General features: G+C 70.2%; 16 protein-coding genes. 10 read left to right on the forward strand and 6 right to left on the reverse strand.

What is annotated here, in order from left to right:
- Positions 1-36 precede the first annotated feature (36 nt).
- Positions 37-1,233: a hypothetical protein gene (locus ABZX37_RS28210; RefSeq protein WP_354744666.1), complete on the forward strand. Its 1,197-nt coding sequence runs from the start codon at positions 37-39 to the stop codon at positions 1,231-1,233.
- Positions 1,234-2,397: 1,164 nt separating this feature from the next.
- Positions 2,398-3,495 (forward strand): MFS transporter, encoded by a 1,098-nt coding sequence (locus ABZX37_RS28215; protein ID WP_354744509.1) that lies wholly within the window; start codon positions 2,398-2,400, stop codon positions 3,493-3,495.
- Between the two features lie 43 nt (positions 3,496-3,538).
- Here the strand turns inward: ABZX37_RS28215 and eno are convergent, their stop codons facing one another.
- Positions 3,539-4,813: a phosphopyruvate hydratase gene (gene eno / locus ABZX37_RS28220; protein ID WP_354744511.1), complete on the reverse strand. Its 1,275-nt coding sequence runs from the start codon at positions 4,811-4,813 to the stop codon at positions 3,539-3,541.
- Between the two features lie 293 nt (positions 4,814-5,106).
- Between eno and ABZX37_RS28225 the strand changes: the two genes are divergently transcribed.
- On the forward strand, positions 5,107-6,642 hold the full coding sequence (locus tag ABZX37_RS28225) for a metallophosphoesterase family protein (RefSeq protein WP_354744513.1): 1,536 nt from the start codon (positions 5,107-5,109) through the stop codon (positions 6,640-6,642).
- Positions 6,643-6,795: 153 nt separating this feature from the next.
- Positions 6,796-8,019, forward strand: coding sequence for a cytochrome P450 (locus ABZX37_RS28230; protein WP_354744515.1), 1,224 nt, complete (start codon positions 6,796-6,798; stop codon positions 8,017-8,019).
- 103 nt (positions 8,020-8,122) lie between these two features.
- Here the strand turns inward: ABZX37_RS28230 and ABZX37_RS28235 are convergent, their stop codons facing one another.
- On the reverse strand, positions 8,123-9,217 hold the full coding sequence (locus tag ABZX37_RS28235) for a CaiB/BaiF CoA-transferase family protein (RefSeq protein ID WP_354744517.1): 1,095 nt from the start codon (positions 9,215-9,217) through the stop codon (positions 8,123-8,125).
- Between the two features lie 209 nt (positions 9,218-9,426).
- On the opposite strand from ABZX37_RS28235, the gene ABZX37_RS28240 reads away from it, so the two are divergent.
- The gene (locus ABZX37_RS28240; RefSeq protein WP_354744519.1) at positions 9,427-9,894 is read left to right on the forward strand and encodes an antitoxin; all 468 of its coding nucleotides are present in this window, start codon (positions 9,427-9,429) and stop codon (positions 9,892-9,894) included.
- A gap of 585 nt (positions 9,895-10,479) precedes the next feature.
- On the opposite strand, the gene ABZX37_RS28245 is transcribed toward ABZX37_RS28240, so the two are convergent.
- From ABZX37_RS28245 to ABZX37_RS28255, 3 genes are read right to left on the reverse strand one after another with little or no spacing between them, the layout of a single operon-like run.
- On the reverse strand, positions 10,480-11,109 hold the full coding sequence (locus ABZX37_RS28245) for a methyltransferase domain-containing protein (protein ID WP_354744521.1): 630 nt from the start codon (positions 11,107-11,109) through the stop codon (positions 10,480-10,482).
- A gap of 32 nt (positions 11,110-11,141) precedes the next feature.
- Positions 11,142-12,254 carry a DUF5808 domain-containing protein gene (locus tag ABZX37_RS28250; RefSeq protein WP_354744523.1) on the reverse strand — a complete coding sequence of 371 codons (1,113 nt, stop codon included), beginning with the start codon at positions 12,252-12,254 and terminating at the stop codon, positions 11,142-11,144.
- A complete protein-coding gene (locus tag ABZX37_RS28255) occupies positions 12,251-12,646 on the reverse strand; it encodes a GntR family transcriptional regulator (protein WP_354744525.1) in 396 nt (131 codons plus the stop codon). Before ABZX37_RS28255 ends, ABZX37_RS28250 begins: the two co-directional genes overlap by 4 nt.
- 57 nt (positions 12,647-12,703) lie before the next feature.
- On the opposite strand from ABZX37_RS28255, the gene ABZX37_RS28260 reads away from it, so the two are divergent.
- The 3 genes from ABZX37_RS28260 to ABZX37_RS28270 are packed head-to-tail and all read left to right on the forward strand — an operon-like array spanning position 12,704 to position 14,714.
- Complete coding sequence (locus tag ABZX37_RS28260; RefSeq protein WP_354744527.1) at positions 12,704-13,051, forward strand: hypothetical protein; 348 nt, start codon at positions 12,704-12,706, stop codon at positions 13,049-13,051.
- Positions 13,048-13,929, forward strand: a complete 882-nt coding sequence (locus ABZX37_RS28265) for an ATP-binding cassette domain-containing protein (RefSeq protein WP_354744529.1) — start codon at positions 13,048-13,050, stop codon at positions 13,927-13,929. Before ABZX37_RS28260 ends, ABZX37_RS28265 begins: the two co-directional genes overlap by 4 nt.
- Entirely contained in the window at positions 13,926-14,714 is a 789-nt protein-coding gene (locus ABZX37_RS28270; RefSeq protein ID WP_354744531.1) for an ABC transporter permease, read from the forward strand. Before ABZX37_RS28265 ends, ABZX37_RS28270 begins: the two co-directional genes overlap by 4 nt.
- Here the strand turns inward: ABZX37_RS28270 and ABZX37_RS28275 are convergent.
- On the reverse strand, positions 14,707-15,591 hold the full coding sequence (locus tag ABZX37_RS28275; RefSeq protein WP_354744533.1) for an ornithine cyclodeaminase family protein: 885 nt from the start codon (positions 15,589-15,591) through the stop codon (positions 14,707-14,709). The genes ABZX37_RS28270 and ABZX37_RS28275 overlap by 8 nt on opposite strands.
- A gap of 92 nt (positions 15,592-15,683) precedes the next feature.
- Between ABZX37_RS28275 and ABZX37_RS28280 the strand changes: the two genes are divergently transcribed.
- A complete protein-coding gene (locus ABZX37_RS28280; RefSeq protein ID WP_354744535.1) occupies positions 15,684-16,322 on the forward strand; it encodes a GntR family transcriptional regulator in 639 nt (212 codons plus the stop codon).
- Positions 16,319-17,542: an MFS transporter gene (locus tag ABZX37_RS28285; protein ID WP_354744537.1), complete on the forward strand. Its 1,224-nt coding sequence runs from the start codon at positions 16,319-16,321 to the stop codon at positions 17,540-17,542. Before ABZX37_RS28280 ends, ABZX37_RS28285 begins: the two co-directional genes overlap by 4 nt.
- The last annotated feature ends 171 nt before the right edge of the window (positions 17,543-17,713 follow it).

Genomic DNA, 17,713 nt, shown 5'->3' on the forward strand with positions numbered 1-17,713 from the left:
ACGAGTGAAGGGAGATCCGTCGTGGTCGGGAAAGTGATGGTCCGGCGCACGGTCGCCGCGCTGCTCGCCGCGGGGGCGGTCACCGCAGTCGCGACGCCCGTGAGCGCCGCCGAGGCTTCCGGCGCCTGGCGCGCCGATCTGTCCTCAGTGGACGGTGACGACGTCAACGTCGCCACGTCCAGCGGCACGCTCACGCTGCGGGATCCCGCGTGGAGACCCGCCGACCAGGCCGCCGGCAGCGAGGGCTACCTGCTCTCCGCCGAACGACGCCTGCCCGCGCCGGTGAACCGGGTAGCCGCCGAGGTCTCCGCCGACGCCCCGCAAGGCACCTCGGTGGACGTCGACGTCCGCGGCCGCTCCGGTGCCGACGACTGGACGGAATGGACCCCCGCCGGCACCGCACTCCCCCGCGCGGTGAGCGTCGTGCAGACCAGGATCACGCTGTCCAGCACCACCGCCGCCCGCCCCACCGTGCGCGACGTCGAACTGACCGGCTCGCTGTCCCCGCAGGCGAACGCCGTCGCCGCGGCCACCCCGCTCACCTACACGATCTACGCCACCCGCGAAGGCCTCGCCGGCCACACCACCGCGAACGGCCACGTCATCGCGAGCAACGACCACTTCGTCGCGCTGCCTTCCGGGAAAGCCTTGTCGCCCAAGGGAACCGGCAACTACACCGTGCGAGTGTGCAAGACGGACAACAGCCGCTGCGAATACGCGCCGGTCTGGGACGTCGGCCCGTGGAACACCAAGGACGACTACTGGAACCCGTCCTCGGTGCGCGCGGAGTACAAGGACCTGCCGCAGGGCCAGCCCGAGGCCTACGCCGCCTACCACAACGGCTACAACGGCGGCCGGGACGATCTCGGGTACAAAGTCGGCAACCCCGCGGGCATCGACCTGGCCGACGGCACGTTCAGTTCGGGCGTCGGCCTTGGCGACAACGGAAACGTGAAGGTCACCTACTTGTGGACGGGCTCCGCCGCCGCGAGCGGTCTGGTGCAGACGGCGGGCGACCCGGTGAACGTGCGGTCGGGCGCGCACACGTCCTCGTCGGTGAAGGGCCTGGCGGCGAACTACGCCAAGGTGAACATCGAGTGCTACGTCAACGGGGACAGCGTGACCGGGAAGTTCGGGACGAGCAAGATCTGGGACCGCATCGGGCCCGGCCACTACATCTCGGACACGTACGTGAAGACCGGTTCGGACGGTCCTGTCGCGCCGCTCTGCTGAGGTTTGGGGGTTGCCGGTGCGGGCCTTGGGGGTTCCGCACCGGCTTCCTTCGCTGGCGTGCTCGGCCGACGGGTTCCTTTCGATGCCTGATTCCGGCTGCCACCCGGGTCTCCTTCTGAGTTGGCGCCGCCGAAACCCGCGGCTTTGCTGTCGGGCCGATCTGCGAACGCACCTCATTTCCTCACCGCCGCCACGCTCTCCCGCGGTCACGCCGCTGAATTCCGCTTCCCTGAACCGTTCTTCGCCACTCGCCCGGCCCGAATGCGGGTCCCCTGTTAACTCCCGCCGCCGCACTGCTTCTTCCGCGACTTTGCTCGCGATGCCTTTGCCCGAGCCGTGTTTGCCCAGCTTCTCCCTTCAGCCGCCGCGGGGGTCCGGATCCGGGCCCCCGCGGTTTCCACCCCAGTGCTGAGCCGCACACCCGCGCGGCATCGCCAGCCGGACGCATCGCGCGCGACTTCCTGAGTGCGGCACGGTAAAGTCTGGGATATGACTTCGCCGGAGGCCAACAGACGGTAGCCGCCCAGCCGCAACGCTGGGCGGCGGAGTGACGGGTGCCGGGGTTCGCTCCCGGGCCGGGGCTGACCGGCGGAAGCTTCACCACAGACACCGCGCGGTCGACTGTGCCTCGAACAGCTTCTCGTGCGCGGTTGCACCGGTTCTGACCGGCGTCTATGCGCATGACAGTCGCACCGTGCGCGAGCGACCGCGCCAACGGCACCGTTGGGCCAGAACAACGCGGAACCTGCGCACGGCCACGTCATGGTGAAGTCTGACGCCCCAGGCAAAGCGTGCCGTTAGCGGACGCGCCATGGCGAAGCATGCTCGCCATAGTGGTGTCGCTGGGCTAAAAGCGCCGCGGCACGACAAAGCCTGCGCACAGCGACCGGCGTATTCACTGCACCGGCGCCATTCGGCGCAGCCGCGTCGAGGGTGAATCCGATCGTCGCCGCAGCACCGCTGGCGAAGCACGCTCGGCACCGCCGTGTTCGGTCGAAAGCCCAGCCACGCCGCGGCAAACCCTGCCCGCGCAAGCCAACCCACGGCTGACACACGCAGGCACAAGCCAACGCGCAGCTGCCGCACGCCCACCGCGCCTCACTCCGCCCGCGAAACCGTCCCATTCCCTGGCGTCCACAGACGCCACCAGCCAGGAGACGAGTCTTGCCTCCCATCCTTTTCCTCCTCGCCAGCGCGGTCTTCGCACAAGGCACATCCGAGTTCGTCCTCTCCGGGCTGCTCCCCCAGATCGCCGCCGACACCGGCGTTTCCCTCGGCACGGCCGGGCTGCTGACGTCCCTCTTCGCGGCCGGAATGGTCGTCGGAGCACCCGTGCTCGCGATGCTCGGCAGCAAATTGCCGCGCAAGCTGGCTCTCCTCGCCTTCCTCGGGCTCTTCAGTGCAGCGCACGTCACGGCCGCCCTCACGACCGACTTCCCGCTCCTCCTCGTCACCCGCGCCGTCGCGGCGTTCGCCAACGCCGGGTTTCTCGCGGTGGCACTCGCGTCTCTGCCCGCGCTCGTCCCACCGGACGCGGTCGGGCGGGCGACTTCCGTGCTGCTGTCCGGCGTCACGCTCGCGTGCATCGTCGGTGTTCCGGCCGGGACGGTGCTCGGGCAGTACGCCGGGTGGCAGGCCGCGTTCTGGGCCATCGCCGCGATCACCGCGGTGGCTGCCGCGGCACTGGCGACGACCTCGTTCGACGACCCGCCAGCGACAAGCCCGGTGTATCGCGAGTGGCGGGTCCTGGCCCAGCCTCGCGTCGTAACGACCGTGGTCAAGGGGATTCTCGTCAACGGCGGGACGTTCGCCGCCTTCACTTACCTCGGCACGATGTCCCCGTCAACAGCGTGGGTTCCGGTCGTGCTGGCGGTGTTCGGAGTGGGGTCGTTCGTCGGCGTCACGGTCGCCGGCAAGGCGGGGCCGAAGATTCTCAAAGCGGGCGCGGCAGTGCTGACCGTCGTGTGGGTAGCGGCGTTTTTCGCGGCGCAGAGTCTTCCGGGGCTTCTGACAGCCGCGTTGCTCACGGGGGCGACGGCGTTCGGCGTCGGGTCCGCCCTGATCGCCAAAATTGTCACTACTGCCAGCGAGGAAGCGCCCCGGGTGGCTGGGGCGATCGCGACCACGGCGTTCAACCTCGGCGCGGTGGTCGGGCCTGCGGTGGCGGGGGCCGTAGTGGTGGACGCGGCGCATGCGCGGGCGGCGTTCTGGGTGAGTGCGGCCTTCACCGCCGCAGCGATGGTCTTCCGGGCGAAGAAGTAGAGAAAGGCGGCCCGGGCAAGGAAAAAGCCCGGGCCGCCCAAACTCAGCGGAGCGTGTCCCAGCCCGCGTAGCGAGCCTCGGTGCCCAGCTCCTCCTCGATGCGGATCAGCTGGTTGTACTTGGCCGTCCGGTCGGACCGCGACAGCGAGCCCGTCTTGATCTGGCCGCAGCCGGTCGCCACCGCGAGGTCGGCGATGGTGGTGTCCTCGGTCTCGCCCGAACGGTGCGACATGACCGCCGAGTAGCCCGCCTTGTGCGCGGTGTCGACCGCGGACAGCGTCTCGGTCAGGGTGCCGATCTGGTTGACCTTGATGAGGATCGAGTTGGCGATGCCGCGCTTGATGCCGTCGCGCAGGATCTCGACGTTCGTGCAGAACAGGTCGTCGCCGACGAGCTGGACGCGGTCGCCGATGCCGTCGGTCAGCTGCTTCCAGCCGGCGTAGTCGTCCTGGGCAAGGCCGTCCTCGATCGAGACGATCGGGAACCGCTCGGTCAGCTCGGTGAGGTACGCGACGTGTTCCTCGATGCTGCGCTTGCGGCCCTCGCCGGTGTAGTCATAGACGCCGTCGCGGTAGAACTCCGACGCCGCCGGGTCCAGCAGCAGCGCGATGTCCTTGCCCGGCTCGTACCCGGTCTTCTCGATCGCGCGGACCACGAACTCGAGCGCCTCGTCGGCCGACCCCAGCTGCGGCGCGAAGCCGCCCTCGTCGCCGACATTCGTGTTGTGCCCCGCCTCGTGCAGCGATTTCCGCAGCGTGTGGAACACCTCCGAGCCCATCCGCACGGCCTCGGCGAACGTCTCCGCGCCGACCGGGCCGATCATGAACTCCTGGAAGTCGATCGGGTTGTCCGCGTGCGCGCCGCCGTTGACGATGTTCATCATCGGCATCGGCAGCAGGTGCGCGTACACCCCGCCGACGTACCGGTACAGCGGCAGCGTGTTCGCCGCGGCGGCCGCCTTCGCCACCGCCAGCGAGACCCCGAGCGTCGCGTTCGCGCCGAGGCGGGCCTTGTTCTCGGTGCCGTCGAGGGCGATCAGGGCGCGGTCGACGTCGGCCTGCGCCTCGGCCTCCATGCCGGTCACGGCGTCGGCGATCTCGCCGTTCACCGCGTCGACCGCCTTGCGCACGCCCTTGCCGTGGAACCGCTTCGCGTCGCCGTCCCGCAGCTCGACGGCCTCGCGCGTGCCGGTGGAGGCCCCGGACGGCACGGCCGCCCTGCCCACCGACCCGTCCGCCAGCACCACGTCGACCTCGACCGTCGGGTTGCCCCGGCTGTCGAGCACCTCACGGCCCCGGACCCGGACGATGCCTGTCATAACGCTCCTCGGAGGTTCGAGCCGAAGCACTCGCGCACGCTCCGTGAAGCGCTCCGGCAGCAACGCGGCACCACGGCGAGCCGCACGTCACCACGGAGGCTAGCAGAACTGTTCTGAATCGATCCGGGAAAGCCTGGACACTCCACTTAGGACTTTCCGGAAACCGTTTCCCGGCAAAGGGAACGAACCGGAACGCGGCGCGAAGACACTTCACGCGCCGGACGCCCGCCGTTCATCGACGGGCCGCGCGGCCAGCATAGCTTCGCTTCCGCCTGGAGCCGGAGGAGGCCGTCATGTCCAACACCGTCAGCCGTCGAGGAGCATTGGGTCTCATGGGCGCGAGTGCTGCCGTACCACTGCTCGGCACTGGTACGGCGAGCGCCGCCGCCCTTGCGCCAACCCCCGGCGGTGGCGCGACACCGGTGCAGGGTTTGCATCTCACGTTCGGCCGCGATCCCGCGCGGCAGATGGTGGTCTCGTGGCTCACCGACGGCCCGGTCCGCCGTCCCCGCGTCCTCTACGGCACGCTCGACGACGGCTTCGGCTCGTACGCGCCCGCGGTCACCCGCACCTACCTCGACGGTGCTTCCAACCGCACCGTCTGGGTGCACCACGCCGAGATCAACCGCCTGTGCCCGAACACCGAGTACCTCTACGTCGCCCAGCACGACGGCGCGACGCCCGACGCCGGCACGTTCCGCACCGCGCCCGGCGGGAGGTCCGCGTTCACCTTCACCAGCTTCGGCGACCAGTCCGCGCCGCAGGTCACCTGGGATCTCAAGGGCGCGCCCGCGCTCGACTTCTTCTCGACCCCGGCCACGAAGGACATCGTCACCGGCATCGAGACCGTCGCGCCGCTGTTCCACCTGCTCAACGGCGACCTCTGCTACGCCAACCTCGACGTCGACCGCGTGCGCACCTGGAACAACTTCTTCACCAACAACACCCGCTCGGCGCGGTACCGGCCGTGGATGCCCGCCGCGGGCAACCACGAGATCGAGAAGCGCAACGGTGCGATCGGGATGGACGCCTACCAGGCGTACTTCCAGCTGCCCTCCACCGAAACCGACCCGGAACTCGCCGGGCTCTGGTACGGCTTCACCGTCGGCTCGGTGCGGGTGATCGTGCTGCAGAACGACGACAACTGCCTGCAGGACGGCGGCGACGTCTACGTCAACGGCTACTCCGGCGGACGGCAACTCGCCTGGCTGGAGAAAGAGCTGGCCGCGGCGCGGGCGTCGCGCGACGTGGACTGGATCGTCGTCGCGATGCACCAGGTCATGATCAGCACGTCCGACGCGAACGGCGCCGACCTGGGCCTGCGCGAGAAGTACGGCCCGCTGTTCGACCGCTACGGCGTCGACCTGGTGCTGTGCGGGCACGAGCACGACTACGAGCGTTCCCTCGCGGTGCACGGAGTCGTCGCGGAAAGCGAGACGCTCACGCCGAACCCGGTGTCCGACGCGACTGACAACATCGACGCCACGCACGGCACCGTGCACATGATTCTCGGCGGAGGCGGCGTCTCCGGCACCACCAACGGCAGTTTCTTCAAGGACGGCACCGGAAAGGTGCTGACCGCCGTCGCGGACAAGCGGGATCCGGCCACGGGCAAGCGGAAACCGACCTACGTGCGCGAAAAAGCGGTGTGGAGCGCGGTCCGCGACCTCGACCACCCCTACGGGTTCGCCGCGTTCACCGTGGACCCCGGGCATCGTCCGGGCGGCACGACGACCATGTACGTCACCTATTACAACGTGAACAAACCGACCGGCGAGCTGTCGGTGTTCGAACGGTTCTCGCTGCACCGCAAGCGCGCCGACGGCTGACGTCAACCCCTTCCCCGGCCTGGTCCGGACCACCCCTCAAGCCGGACAGAACGATGCTTAGCCGCGCTACGCTTGCCGCGGACCCGGTGGCCGCAACGGACACCTCCCCCATCGTCAGTCCATTGTGGACCATCGGGCCGCGAGGAGCGCCCCATGGATCACGCCGTCACCCCTTTCGTGCTGGACCCGGCGGCGCCGGACGTCCACGGCGAGGGCGCCCGGCTTCGCGCACGCGGACCGCTGACCGTGGTCGAACTGCCCGGCGGCGTGCTCGCCTGGTCGGTCACCAGCCTGCCGCTGCTGCGCAGCCTGCTCGCCGACCCGCGCGTGTCGAAGGACGCCCGGCGGCACTGGCCCGCCTACCGCGACGGCGAGATCACCTCCGAGTGGTCGCTGAACATCTGGGTCTCGGTGCAGAACATGTTCACCGCTTACGGCGACGAACACCGCAGGCTGCGCTCGCTGGTGTCGAAGGCTTTCGCGCCCGGCCGGATCGCCGCGCTGCGCCCGGTGGTCGCCGAAATCGTCGACGGCCTGCTCGCCGGTCTCGAAGCCGGACCGGCGGAAACCGACCTGCGCGACCGGTACTGCTACCGGCTGCCGATCGAGGTGATCTGCCGGCTGGTCGGCGTCCCCGAGCAAGCGCGGCCGGGCCTGCGCACCGCGGTGGCCGGGATCTTCGCGACGTCGGCGACCTCGGAAGAAGCGACCGCGAACGTCGAACTGCTGTACGGGATTCTCGCCGACCTCGTCTCCCAGCGGCGCGCCGAGCCCGGTGACGACCTCGCCACCGCGCTCATCACCGCCCGCGACTCCGACGGCTCCCGGCTGAGCGAAGCGGAACTGGTGGACACGCTGATCCTGGTGATCACCGCCGGGCACGAGACGACGGTCAACCTGCTCGACCAGGCCGTGACCGCGCTGCTGACGCATCCCGCGCAGCTGCGTGCGGTGCTGGACGGAACACGCACCTGGTCCGACGTCGTGGACGAGACTTTGCGCTGGCAGGCACCGCTTTCGCACCTGCCGCTGCGGTTCGCGCGGGAGGACATCGAGGTCGGGGGCACGACGATCCACGCGGGCGACCCGATCCTCGCGTCGTTAGGCCCCGCCGGACGCGACGAAAACCACCACGGGCCGGACGCGAACGAGTTCGACCTGTCCCGGAAGGACAAGTCGGCGCTCGCGTTCGGGCACGGCGTGCACTATTGCCTCGGCGCGCAGCTCGCCCGGATGGAAGCGGAGCTCGGGCTGCCCGCGTTGTTCGAGCGGTTCCCGGACCTGGCGCTGGCGGTGGGCGGGGAGAAGCTGGAGCCGGTGCCGTCGTTCATCACCAACGGGCACGTGACGTTGCCGGTGCGGCTCAGGCGCTCGTGACTCTTCTGCTGCGCCATGGCCTCCCCGCGCCAGCGCGCCTGTCCCGCGCGGGTGTGCGTCGGGGGTCGTGAGTGCGCATCCCGGTTCTCACCGGCAGCGCCGCTCACGACTCCCAGTCGGCCAGCACCTCTTCCGTGTGCGAGCCCGGGACCGGCGGCGGCGAAGGCACATCCGTTGTGCTGCGCGAAAACCGCGGCGCCGGAGCGGGCTGGACGATGCCGTCCACCGTGATCAGGCCTGACCGTGCGGCGATGTGCGGATGCTTGGGCGCCTCGTCGGGAGCGAGAACCGGCGTGACGCACGCGTCGGTGCCGTCGAAGACCTTGGCCCATTCGTCGCGGGTCCGGCTGAGGAAGGCGCGGGTGAAGGTGGCGCGGAGCGTGGGCCAGCCGTCGCGGTCGAGCTGCGGCGGCAGGTCTTCCGCGGCGAGGCCGAGGCCGTTCAGGAGAGCCGCGTAGAACTGCGGTTCGAGAGAACCGACGGCGACGTAACGGCCGTCCGCGCAGACGTACGTGTCGTAAAACGGCGCGCCGCCGTCCAGGAGGTTCGTGCCGCGCTCGTCGGACCACGAACCCAGGCCGCGCAAGGCCCACATCATCTGGGACAGCACGTTCGCGCCGTCGACCATCGCCGCGTCCACGACCTGGCCGCGCCCGGTCCGGCCGCATTCCCACAGCGCCGCGAGCACGCCCGCGATCAGGAACATCGAGCCGCCGCCGAAATCGCCGACCAGGTTGAGCGGCGGCACCGGCCGTTCGCCCGCGCGGCCGATCGCGTGCAGCACGCCGGTGAGGCCGAGGTAGTTGATGTCGTGGCCGGCGCGCTGGGCGAGCGGGCCTTCCTGGCCCCAGCCGGTCATCCGGCCGTAGACGAGGCGGGGATTGCCCGCGAAACAGTCGTCCGGGCCGACGCCGAGCCGTTCGGCGACACCCGGGCGCAGGCCCTCGATCAGCACGTCCGCCTTCGCCGCGAGCCGCAGCACGAGGTCGCGGCCTTCCGGGGTCTTGAGGTCCGCCGCGACCGAGCGGCGGCCGCGCAACAGCGGGTCCGGCTTGCCGCCGCTGAGGTCGAGCGAGCCGGAGGGCCGTTCCACCCGGACGACGTCCGCGCCCAGGTCGGCGAGCACCATGCAAGCGTGCGGCCCCGGCCCGATCCCGGCCAGTTCGACGACTTTCAGCCCGCTCAACGGTCCCGCCACATGTCCTCCTCGGCTCCGGTGCCCCTGCCGCGGCGACCCTACCGGCCGGTCCGGCCCGCGTCCGGGCGTGTGGGGTAACCCACCCGTGCCCCGACCCGGGCAGAACCGGCGCCGCACCTCACCCGAACCGGGGACTGGCGTCTCGCCGCCGCGTCAGCCGGGTACTCGGCTGGTATCCATGTGTCACGAATAGATCAAGGAGGATTTCGATGAGCTTTTTCGACCAGGCCAAGGACAAGATCCAGGAATTCGCGGGCAACAACCAGGACAAGGTCGGCGAGGGCATCGACAAGGCCGCCGAATTCGCCGACGAGAAAACCGGCGGCAACCACGGCGACCAGATCCGCCAGGGCGCGGACAAGCTGAAGGAAAACTTCGGCGGCGGCCAGCGAGGCGGCCAGGAACAAGGCGGCGGGCAGCCCCAGGGCGGCTTCGACCAGGGCGGTCAGCAGGGTCAGCAAGGCGGCCAGCAGGGCGGTTACGGACAGGGCGGCCACGAGCAGGGCGGCCAGCAAGGCGGATTCCAGCAGGGCGGCCAGCAGCAGGGCTTCGAGCAAGGCGGCCAGCAGCAGGGCTTCGAACAGGGCGGCCAGCAGGGCGGTTACGGACAGGGCGACCAGGGCGGCTACGAGCAAGGCGGCCAGCAGGGCGAGCAGCAGTGGGGCAACCAGCAGTAGCAAGGACTGTTCCGGCCTGAGTCCCTGCGCCGGGCGCGTCCGCCGGACAGCCGCGGCGAGCGAACGGCACACGCGCCAACCGCGGTCAGTCGCGGAAATCGTTGGCAGCAAAGGAAGAAAGCCAGCCGGGAACCTCAGGCCGGACGTTGCGGACCAGCCGCACGAACCGGTAGCCACAGGCAGTCCGCCGGTCGGTTGCGGCGAGCGACCTGCGCTCTCCAGGCACCACGGCAAGCTACCGTGCGAATCGACCACTCTGGACAGCCCGCGGGCCGGGAGCGGCAAACGAACAACGCGAGTCAGGAGCTGCGGCAAACGATCCGCGCGAACCGACCGTTGCGGCCGACACGCGAATCGGCTGAGGCGAGCGAACCGCGCTGATCCAGGAATCGCCAGGTCGCGGCGGAGATTTATTAGTCTGGCCAGAGAACCGGCCGCACAGAGCGGACGGGGCGGAATTTTCCGCGCGGTTTCCGTCGTGTTCACCCGGCCGCGCGGAAATGCCGCCCCGTTTTCGTGCGCGGGACGCGAGCCGCTGAATTTATTTCACGCCCCCGTTGGCCCGGCGCGCTTTTCCCGGCTCGCTCAACCGGGTTTGCGGGCCGAGATCAGCAGGTGCTCCTCCGGTTCCGCTCCCGGCTTGCCGGGCGCGAACCTCTCCTCCCTGGTTCCGGTCACCTCGAACCCGGCCACGCGCACCCGGTCGGCCAGTGCGTCCGCCGAGAAGCTCGTGACCCGGATCGAGTGGCCGAGGAACTCGATCGGCACGTCCTCGATGTCGGCGGGCACCGTCACCAGCGCGAACCTCCCGCCTGGGGCGAGCCAGCCCGCGATCCGGCCGAGGACCCGCTCCGTCTCGGCCCTCGACAGCTGCACGAACGAGAAGAACGCGCACACCGCGTCCCACGTCCCCGGCGCGGTTTCCCATTCCCGCACGTCAGCCCGCACGAACTCGGCCCCGGGCACCTGTTCGCGCGCGATCCGCACCATCTCTCCGGACACATCGATCCCGGTCACCCGATGTCCGGCGGCAGCCAGCTCCGCCGCGGCGGGACGGCCGGTCCCGCTGCCGATGTCGAGCACCCGCGCGGACGGCGGCAGCACCTCGATCAGCTCGCGTAGCGCCGCGTCCACCACGGGTCGGTGGCCGAACGCCTCCTCGTACCTGGTGCCGATCGCGTCGAACAGCTCCGCGGTGGTCAGCTCTTCGGACATCCGGTCTCCCCTCGCCGTCGAAGGAACCCAGGCTAGCGGCCGCGGGAAGGCAGTTCGATGACGCCGAACCCGGCCAGTGCGACAACCGCCGCGAGTGCGGCGAGGATCGCCCAGCTGATCGGGTGGCCGAGGTTGAGCGTCCAGGCGACGCCCGCACGCCGGTGCACGAGAAGAGCCGGGTCGCCGCGGTTGACGTAGACCTGGCCCGCCAGGTGCCAGTACCGGTCGTCGTCGCGCTGTACGCGGCTGGAGTCCTCTTCTTCAGACGGCAGCCGATGCCCGGCGTCGCCGACCCGGAACGTGAAGGCCACCCACGCAACCAAAGCGACAGCGAGCGGAAGGTAGCTGACGACAGTCACGCCGGTCGTGGCCGGGACGATCTCCCATACTTCCAGCGACGCCACCAGCAGGCTCGCGGTCACGCACCCGGCGGTGCCGAACAACAGCCGCAGCACGCCGGCGAGGTAAACCCGGTACCGGGCCGCCGAGGCAGCGGGCTGCGCGGCGTCGAGTTCCGGCCGGGCGCGCGGGAGGGCGATGCCCAGCAGGCCGACGAGAACGGTGATCAGCAGCTGCGCGATGACGGTCGCGAAGGCGTGGCCGACCGTCGTCTCGCTGCGCCGGGCGACGTCGACGATCACTCCGTTCGGCGTCGGCAAGGTCGCGGGCAGCTCGCCGTATCGCCAGGCCCCGATCGCCGCCGTGATCCCGAACAGTATCGCCGCAGGCACCAGGAAAATCCACTGTGGACGGACGGGGTCGGTGCGCAGGGAGGTGTCGGTCGCGACTGCCTGGCGGGTGCCGGAATACCAGTCGCCGGAGCGTTTCGCGGCGGCGACCGTGCGGTGCGCGAGGCAGCCGAGGCCGCAGCAAGCGGCCGCGAGAACCGGTGTCGCGAACGCGGCCGCCGATTCCCAGCGCAGTCCGGCCGAGGCGAACGCGACCAGGACGAACGTGAGCGTGCCGGCCACCAGCACTCCGCGCGCGTAACGATGGTGCGCGCGGACGATCGCCGGTTCAGCGATGCGCGCGGCCGGCACCCGCACGCCGAACGGAAGCGTCGGCCGGGTCAGCGCGGGCATCGCCCAGAACGCGGTGGCCAGCAGGGCGATCACCGCAAGATCCAGCAAAACCGACGACGTCACGACGACGCCTTCGCACGGAAAGACTCGAGCACCGAGCCGCAGCGAGCGGTCACCTCGTCCGCGTCCAGCCCGAGCGCGACAGCCTCCGCCAGCAGCGTGCGGAGCCGTTCCTGCCATTCGTCGGCGAACCCGGATTCGGCGGGACCGGACCGGGCGTCGCGGCGGATCACCGCGCCGCTCTTGCGGTTGATGCGGATCAGGCCCTGCGCGCGGAGCAGGTCGTAGGCCTTGTTCACGGTGTGGAAGTTGATGCCGAGGTCGGCGCCGAGCTGCCGGGTGGACGGCAGCGCGTCGCCCTCGGCGAGGTCGCCCTCGGCGATCGCCTCCACGATCCGGTCGCGGATCTGCAGGTAGATCGGAGTCTCGCTGTCGAGATCCAGAGTCAGCAGCACCCGTCCAGGATATCTGCTATACATCTAATAGAACAGATAACGCAGGGGGTGGTGGCGATGGCAACGGCCGAGATCGTCGGCGACGGGCTCCGGGTGCGGTTCGCCCGCTGGGAGCGGTTCGCGGTGCGGCGCGAAGAAATCACGTTCCCGCTGGCCAGGGTCCAGACGGCCGAACTGGTCGGGAATCCGCTGGCCCGCACGCGCGGCGGCCGGATCGGGATGCTGGTCAGCGGGGTGTTCAAGGTCGGGGTGTGGGGGCTGGGAACCGGGACGCGCCAGCTGGTGTCGGTGCGCCGGTCCGGTCCGGCGCTGCGGATCGTCCTGGACGGCGGGAAGTTCGACGAGGCGCTCCTCAGCCTCCCCGACGCGGCTCAGCTGGCCGACGCGATCAAGGCCCGCGCATGACCATCGCCGTCGCGAACCTGACCAAGCGGTTCGGCACGACCCCGGCAGTCACCGATCTGACGTTTTCCGCCGCTCCCGGGGAAATCACCGGTTTCCTCGGACCGAACGGCTCCGGCAAGACCACCACGATGCGGATGCTGCTCGGCTTGGTTCGGCCGAGCGCCGGAACCGCGACGATCGATGGCGTCCGGTACGCCGAGCTGCCGCATCCGGTCCGTACCGTCGGCGCCGTGCTCGACGGAGCGGACCCGCATCCGTCCTGCTCCGCGCGCGAGCACCTGCGCGTCTACGCCGCGATGGCCCGGTTGCCGCGCCGACGCGTCGACGAGGTCTTGGAACAGCTGGAGATGACTGCCTTCGCGGGGCGGCCGTCGCGCGGCTATTCCACTGGCATGCGGCGACGGCTCAGCCTCGCGACCGCGTTGCTCGGCGACCCGCGGGTGCTGGTGCTCGACGAACCCGGCAACGGACTGGACCCGCAGGGCATGGCGTGGCTGCGCGACTTGCTCACCGGGTTCGCCGCGAGCGGTCGCACCGTGCTCGTCTCCAGTCACGTGCTCAGCGAACTGGAGCAGATCGCCGGGCAGGTCGTGGTCATTCGCGACGGCCGCCTCGTCGCCGCCGGGGCGCTCGCGGAACTGTCCGGCGCGACCGCGTCCACCGCGCTCGTCCGCTCCCCCGACACCGACGGCCTCGCTCGAGCATTGGACGGAACCGCCGAGCGGATCGCGCCGGATCTCCTTCGCGTCACCGGTCTCAGCACCGCCGAGATCGCGGACCGGGCGGCCGCGGCCGGGCTGCGGATCCACGAGCTGACTCCGGAAAAGCCCGGCCTGGAACAGGTTTTCCTCGCCCTCACCTCGGGAGAGCGCCGATGATCGCCGCGGAACTGCGCCGGCTGCGCTCCACCCGGCTGTGGCTGTGGGCGCTCGTCACCGCCGCGGTGTGCGGCGGCGGCCTGGTCGGGCTGATCGGCTTGATCGGCCCGCAGCACGTCCAGCCGCCGATGCCCGGTCTCGACACCGCCGCCGGGGTGCGGAACGTGCTCGGCATGGCGACCGTGACGGTGCTGTTCCCCGCCGTCTTCGGCACTGTCGCGATGACGTCGGAATACCGGCACCGCACGATCTCCGTCACGTTCCTTTTCGCCCCGCGCCGCTGGCGGATCCTCACCGCGAAACTCGCGGCGTTCGCCGTCGGAGGTCTCTGCTACGGCGTCGTCACCGCGGCGGCCGCCGGGCTCGCGCTTTACGGAAGCGCCGCTTTCCATGGCGTGACAGTCGGTCTAGCGCCAGCGACCGTCGCCGAGCTTCTCCTCCGGATGGCCGCGGCGATGGCGATCTATACCGTGCTGGGCGTCGGAATCGGGGCGCTGCTGCGAAATCAGGTCGCAGCGCTCGCTGTCGTGATCGGCTATCTGTACGTGGCCGAAATCGCGCTTCTCGCCATTCCCGGCGTGAACACGATCTACCCGTACCTGCCCGGTGGCGCGACCGCCGCGCTCACCGAATTCGGCTACCTCACCGACGCGCTGGCACAGCAGACCGGCCACGCGGGCGGGCAACTGCTGCCCACCGCGGGCGGCGCGCTCGTTCTCCTCGGGTACGCACTGGTCGCGACCGGGCTGGCGGTCGCGTTCCCACTGCGCCGGGATGTCACCTGACAGCTTCGTAGGCGGCCGCGGCGACCACCAAATCCTCCCAAGCCATCCCGACGCTCTTGAACAGCCGTGGCCCCGAAGGCACCGCATGCCCCTGAGCCAGCGCTGCGAGCGGGACAAGGTCATCCGCGGCGAGGGCACCGGATTCCAGTGCCAGCACCACATCCCCGGCCTCGCGGGTAGCCGCGCCGATTCCTTCGACGACCACTATGGACCGTCCGATCAGGACATCGTCGACTTCCCGCGCTTCCGGTTCATGCGAACCGACGGCGACCACGGTGGCGTGTTCCGGGACTTTCGCGCCGTCGAAGACCGGGGTCCGCGACGAGGTGCAGCACACGACCAGATCGGCCGAGGCCACGTCGTCCGGCGTTCCGACCCGCGCGAACGGGTACTGCTCGGCAAACGCTTGCGTCCGCTCGGGATTCCGCCCGACAACCACCACCTCGCGCACCGGCCGGACCGCCCGGAATGCCTCGATGTGGCTCTCCGCCTGCGGGCCGGTCCCGAACACCACCAGGCGTTCCGCGTCCGGCACGGCGAGCAGGTCCGCCGCCACCGCGGAGACGGCCGCCGTGCGCACCGAGGTGAGCGCGACGCCGTCCAGGAGCGCCATCGGGGTGAGCGTCGGGCCGTCCATCAGCAGGTAGTGGCCTTGGATCCGCGGCAGGCCCCGCGCCGGGTTGTCCGGCGCGACGGACGCGACCTTGACCCCGGCGTAGCGGTCCCAGAACGCGGGCATGAGCAGGAACTGCCCGGTGGGCACGGGGACGACGGACCGCGGCGGGTCCTGGTCGGGGTCCAGGCCCGCGGCGAGCGCCGCGCGGACCGCATCGACGGCTTGCTGGACAGTCGGTCGGGCATCGAGGAGCAATCGCACTCCCGGAGCATGGCACAGGCCACCGACAGAACGTTGAGCCGCAGGTCACAACGCCTTAGATACAAGCTGGGATGCATGTTAGCGTCGAGCGCGTGACCGCTGTGAAACCCGCCGCCGACCGCGCCTACGAGCTCACCAAGGAACTGGTGCTCACCGGCGAGCTGCCCGGCGGGCACCTGTTCAGCGAGGGCGAGATCGCCGAGCGCCTCGGGGTCAGCCGGACTCCGGTGCGCGAGGCGTTCCTGCGGCTGCAGGTCGAAGGACTGCTCAACCTCATCCCGAAGCGCGGCGCGATCGTCGTGCCGATCACGCCCGGCGAGGCCGAAGACGTACTCGAAGCCCGCGAGGCCGTCGAGAGCGCAGCGGTACACCGGCTGGGGCGCCGTCCGGAACTGATCCCGGACGCGCTCAAGCAACTGCGCACGGTGCTGGAAACCCAGCGCAGGCACGCGGACGCGGGCGACGTGCCCGCGTTCGCCGAGGCCGACGAGCTGTTCCACCGCACGATCGTCGCGGCAGGCGGCAATGCCCTGCTGCTCACCTTCTACACCACCCTCGCCGACCGCCAGCGCCGGATGAACGTCCACGCGCTCGCGCCGATCCCGGCCCGCCTGCCGCAGGTCGTCGGCGAGCACGAAGAGCTCCTGAACATCATCGCGGAGGCGGGGACGAAGGCCGACACCTTCGCCCCCGCCCTGCGAGCACACCTGGATTCGGTGCACCGTCGATGACTACTACCGCTGATCGCGCTCCCCTGCCCGGAACGCCCGAAACAACCACCCGCCCGGCCTGGTTCCCCGCCGCCGCCGCGGTGTTCGCCGCCGGATGGGGCGGCAACCAGTTCACGCCGCTGCTCGTGATGTACCACGCCGCGGGCTACTCCGCGTTCACCGTCGACGCCTTGCTCGGCGCGTACGTCGTCGGCCTCGTGCCCGGACTGCTGCTGTCCGGCGGACTGTCCAATCGGTACGGTCGCCGTCCGGTGATGTTCGCCGGAACCGTGGTGTCGCTGCTGGCGAGCGTGCTGCTGGCGCTAGGCCCGCTCGGCGTCGCGTGGATCGCCGGCGGCCGGTTCCTCTCCGGCATCGCGGTCGCGGTCGCGATGGCCGTGGGGTCCACCTGGATCAAGGAACTCGCCGACGCCGACCCGTACACCGCGGCCGACACCGGCACCCGCCGCGCGGCACTGTGCCTCACGCTCGGGCTCGGCATCGGCCCCGGCGTCGCCGGAGTGCTCGCGCAGTGGGGCCCGTGGCCGATGGTCCTCCCCTACCTGGTCCACATCGGACTCGCGCTGGTCTCGCTGGCCGCGGTCACGCGCAGTCCGGAAACGCTTACTGTCCGGACTGATTCAGTCCGCGCCGCACTTCCCGTCACCGCACGGCATCCGCGGTTCCGCCGCGTGATCCTGCCTGCGGCGCCGTGGATTTTCGGCTCCTGCGGCGTGGCGTACGCGATCCTGCCGCAGCTGGTCCAGCACCGGACCGGGTCGTGGGCGCTGGCCTACTCCACCTTGCTGACCGTGTGCGCGATCGGCGCGGGCGTGGGGATTCAGCCGATCGCCAAGCGAGTCGACCGCGCCACCAGCGCGCGGGCCGTGCTCACCGGAATGACCGTGCTGTGCGTCGGACTCGTCCTGAGCGTCTTCGCGGCAGCGCAAGAATCGCCGTGGATCGCGCTCGGCGCGGCGGTCGTGCTGGGAACCGCTTACGGCATCGTAGTGGTGTCCGGACTGCTGGAATTGCAACGCCTCGCCCGGCCGGACGAAATCGCGGAACTCACCGGCGTGTACTACGCGCTGGCGTACATCGGATTCCTCCTGCCGTCACTTTTAGCGGCACTGAACGGAGTAGCGGGCTACCCGGTGCTGCTCGCCTGCGTGGCACTGGTCGCGATCGCGGGAACCCTTGTGGTGTCCCGACACTCGCGCCGGCACCTGCCCCAGGACTGACCCCGATTCCGGCAAACGGGACCGAATGCGCGACCGCGCGGAAATTCGGTCCCGTTTGCCGGATTTGTTTCCCACTATTGTCTCTTGTGGATCGTGAAGGACTCGGAAAGAGTTCTGACTGCCGGGAAAACGAGCGTGCGACAAGTGCGCCCGATTTCATCGGGGCCGGTA

It is taken from the genome of Amycolatopsis sp. NPDC004079 (assembly GCF_040610415.1).
In the GTDB taxonomy this organism is placed as follows: Bacteria; Actinomycetota; Actinomycetes; order Mycobacteriales; family Pseudonocardiaceae; genus Amycolatopsis; species Amycolatopsis halotolerans.

What these genes read in the sequence shown, in the direction of transcription:
- ABZX37_RS28210 (WP_354744666.1), top strand. Translation starts at nt 37, where the DNA reads ATGGTCCGGCGCACGGTCGCCGCGCTGCTCGCCGCGGGGGCGGTCACC.
- eno (WP_354744511.1), bottom strand. Translation starts at nt 4,813, where the DNA reads ATGACAGGCATCGTCCGGGTCCGGGGCCGTGAGGTGCTCGACAGCCGG.
- ABZX37_RS28225 (WP_354744513.1), top strand. Translation starts at nt 5,107, where the DNA reads ATGTCCAACACCGTCAGCCGTCGAGGAGCATTGGGTCTCATGGGCGCG.
- ABZX37_RS28230 (WP_354744515.1), top strand. Translation starts at nt 6,796, where the DNA reads ATGGATCACGCCGTCACCCCTTTCGTGCTGGACCCGGCGGCGCCGGAC.
- ABZX37_RS28240 (WP_354744519.1), top strand. Translation starts at nt 9,427, where the DNA reads ATGAGCTTTTTCGACCAGGCCAAGGACAAGATCCAGGAATTCGCGGGC.
- ABZX37_RS28245 (WP_354744521.1), bottom strand. Translation starts at nt 11,109, where the DNA reads ATGTCCGAAGAGCTGACCACCGCGGAGCTGTTCGACGCGATCGGCACC.
- ABZX37_RS28260 (WP_354744527.1), top strand. Translation starts at nt 12,704, where the DNA reads ATGGCAACGGCCGAGATCGTCGGCGACGGGCTCCGGGTGCGGTTCGCC.
- ABZX37_RS28265 (WP_354744529.1), top strand. Translation starts at nt 13,048, where the DNA reads ATGACCATCGCCGTCGCGAACCTGACCAAGCGGTTCGGCACGACCCCG.
- ABZX37_RS28270 (WP_354744531.1), top strand. Translation starts at nt 13,926, where the DNA reads ATGATCGCCGCGGAACTGCGCCGGCTGCGCTCCACCCGGCTGTGGCTG.
- ABZX37_RS28285 (WP_354744537.1), top strand. Translation starts at nt 16,319, where the DNA reads ATGACTACTACCGCTGATCGCGCTCCCCTGCCCGGAACGCCCGAAACA.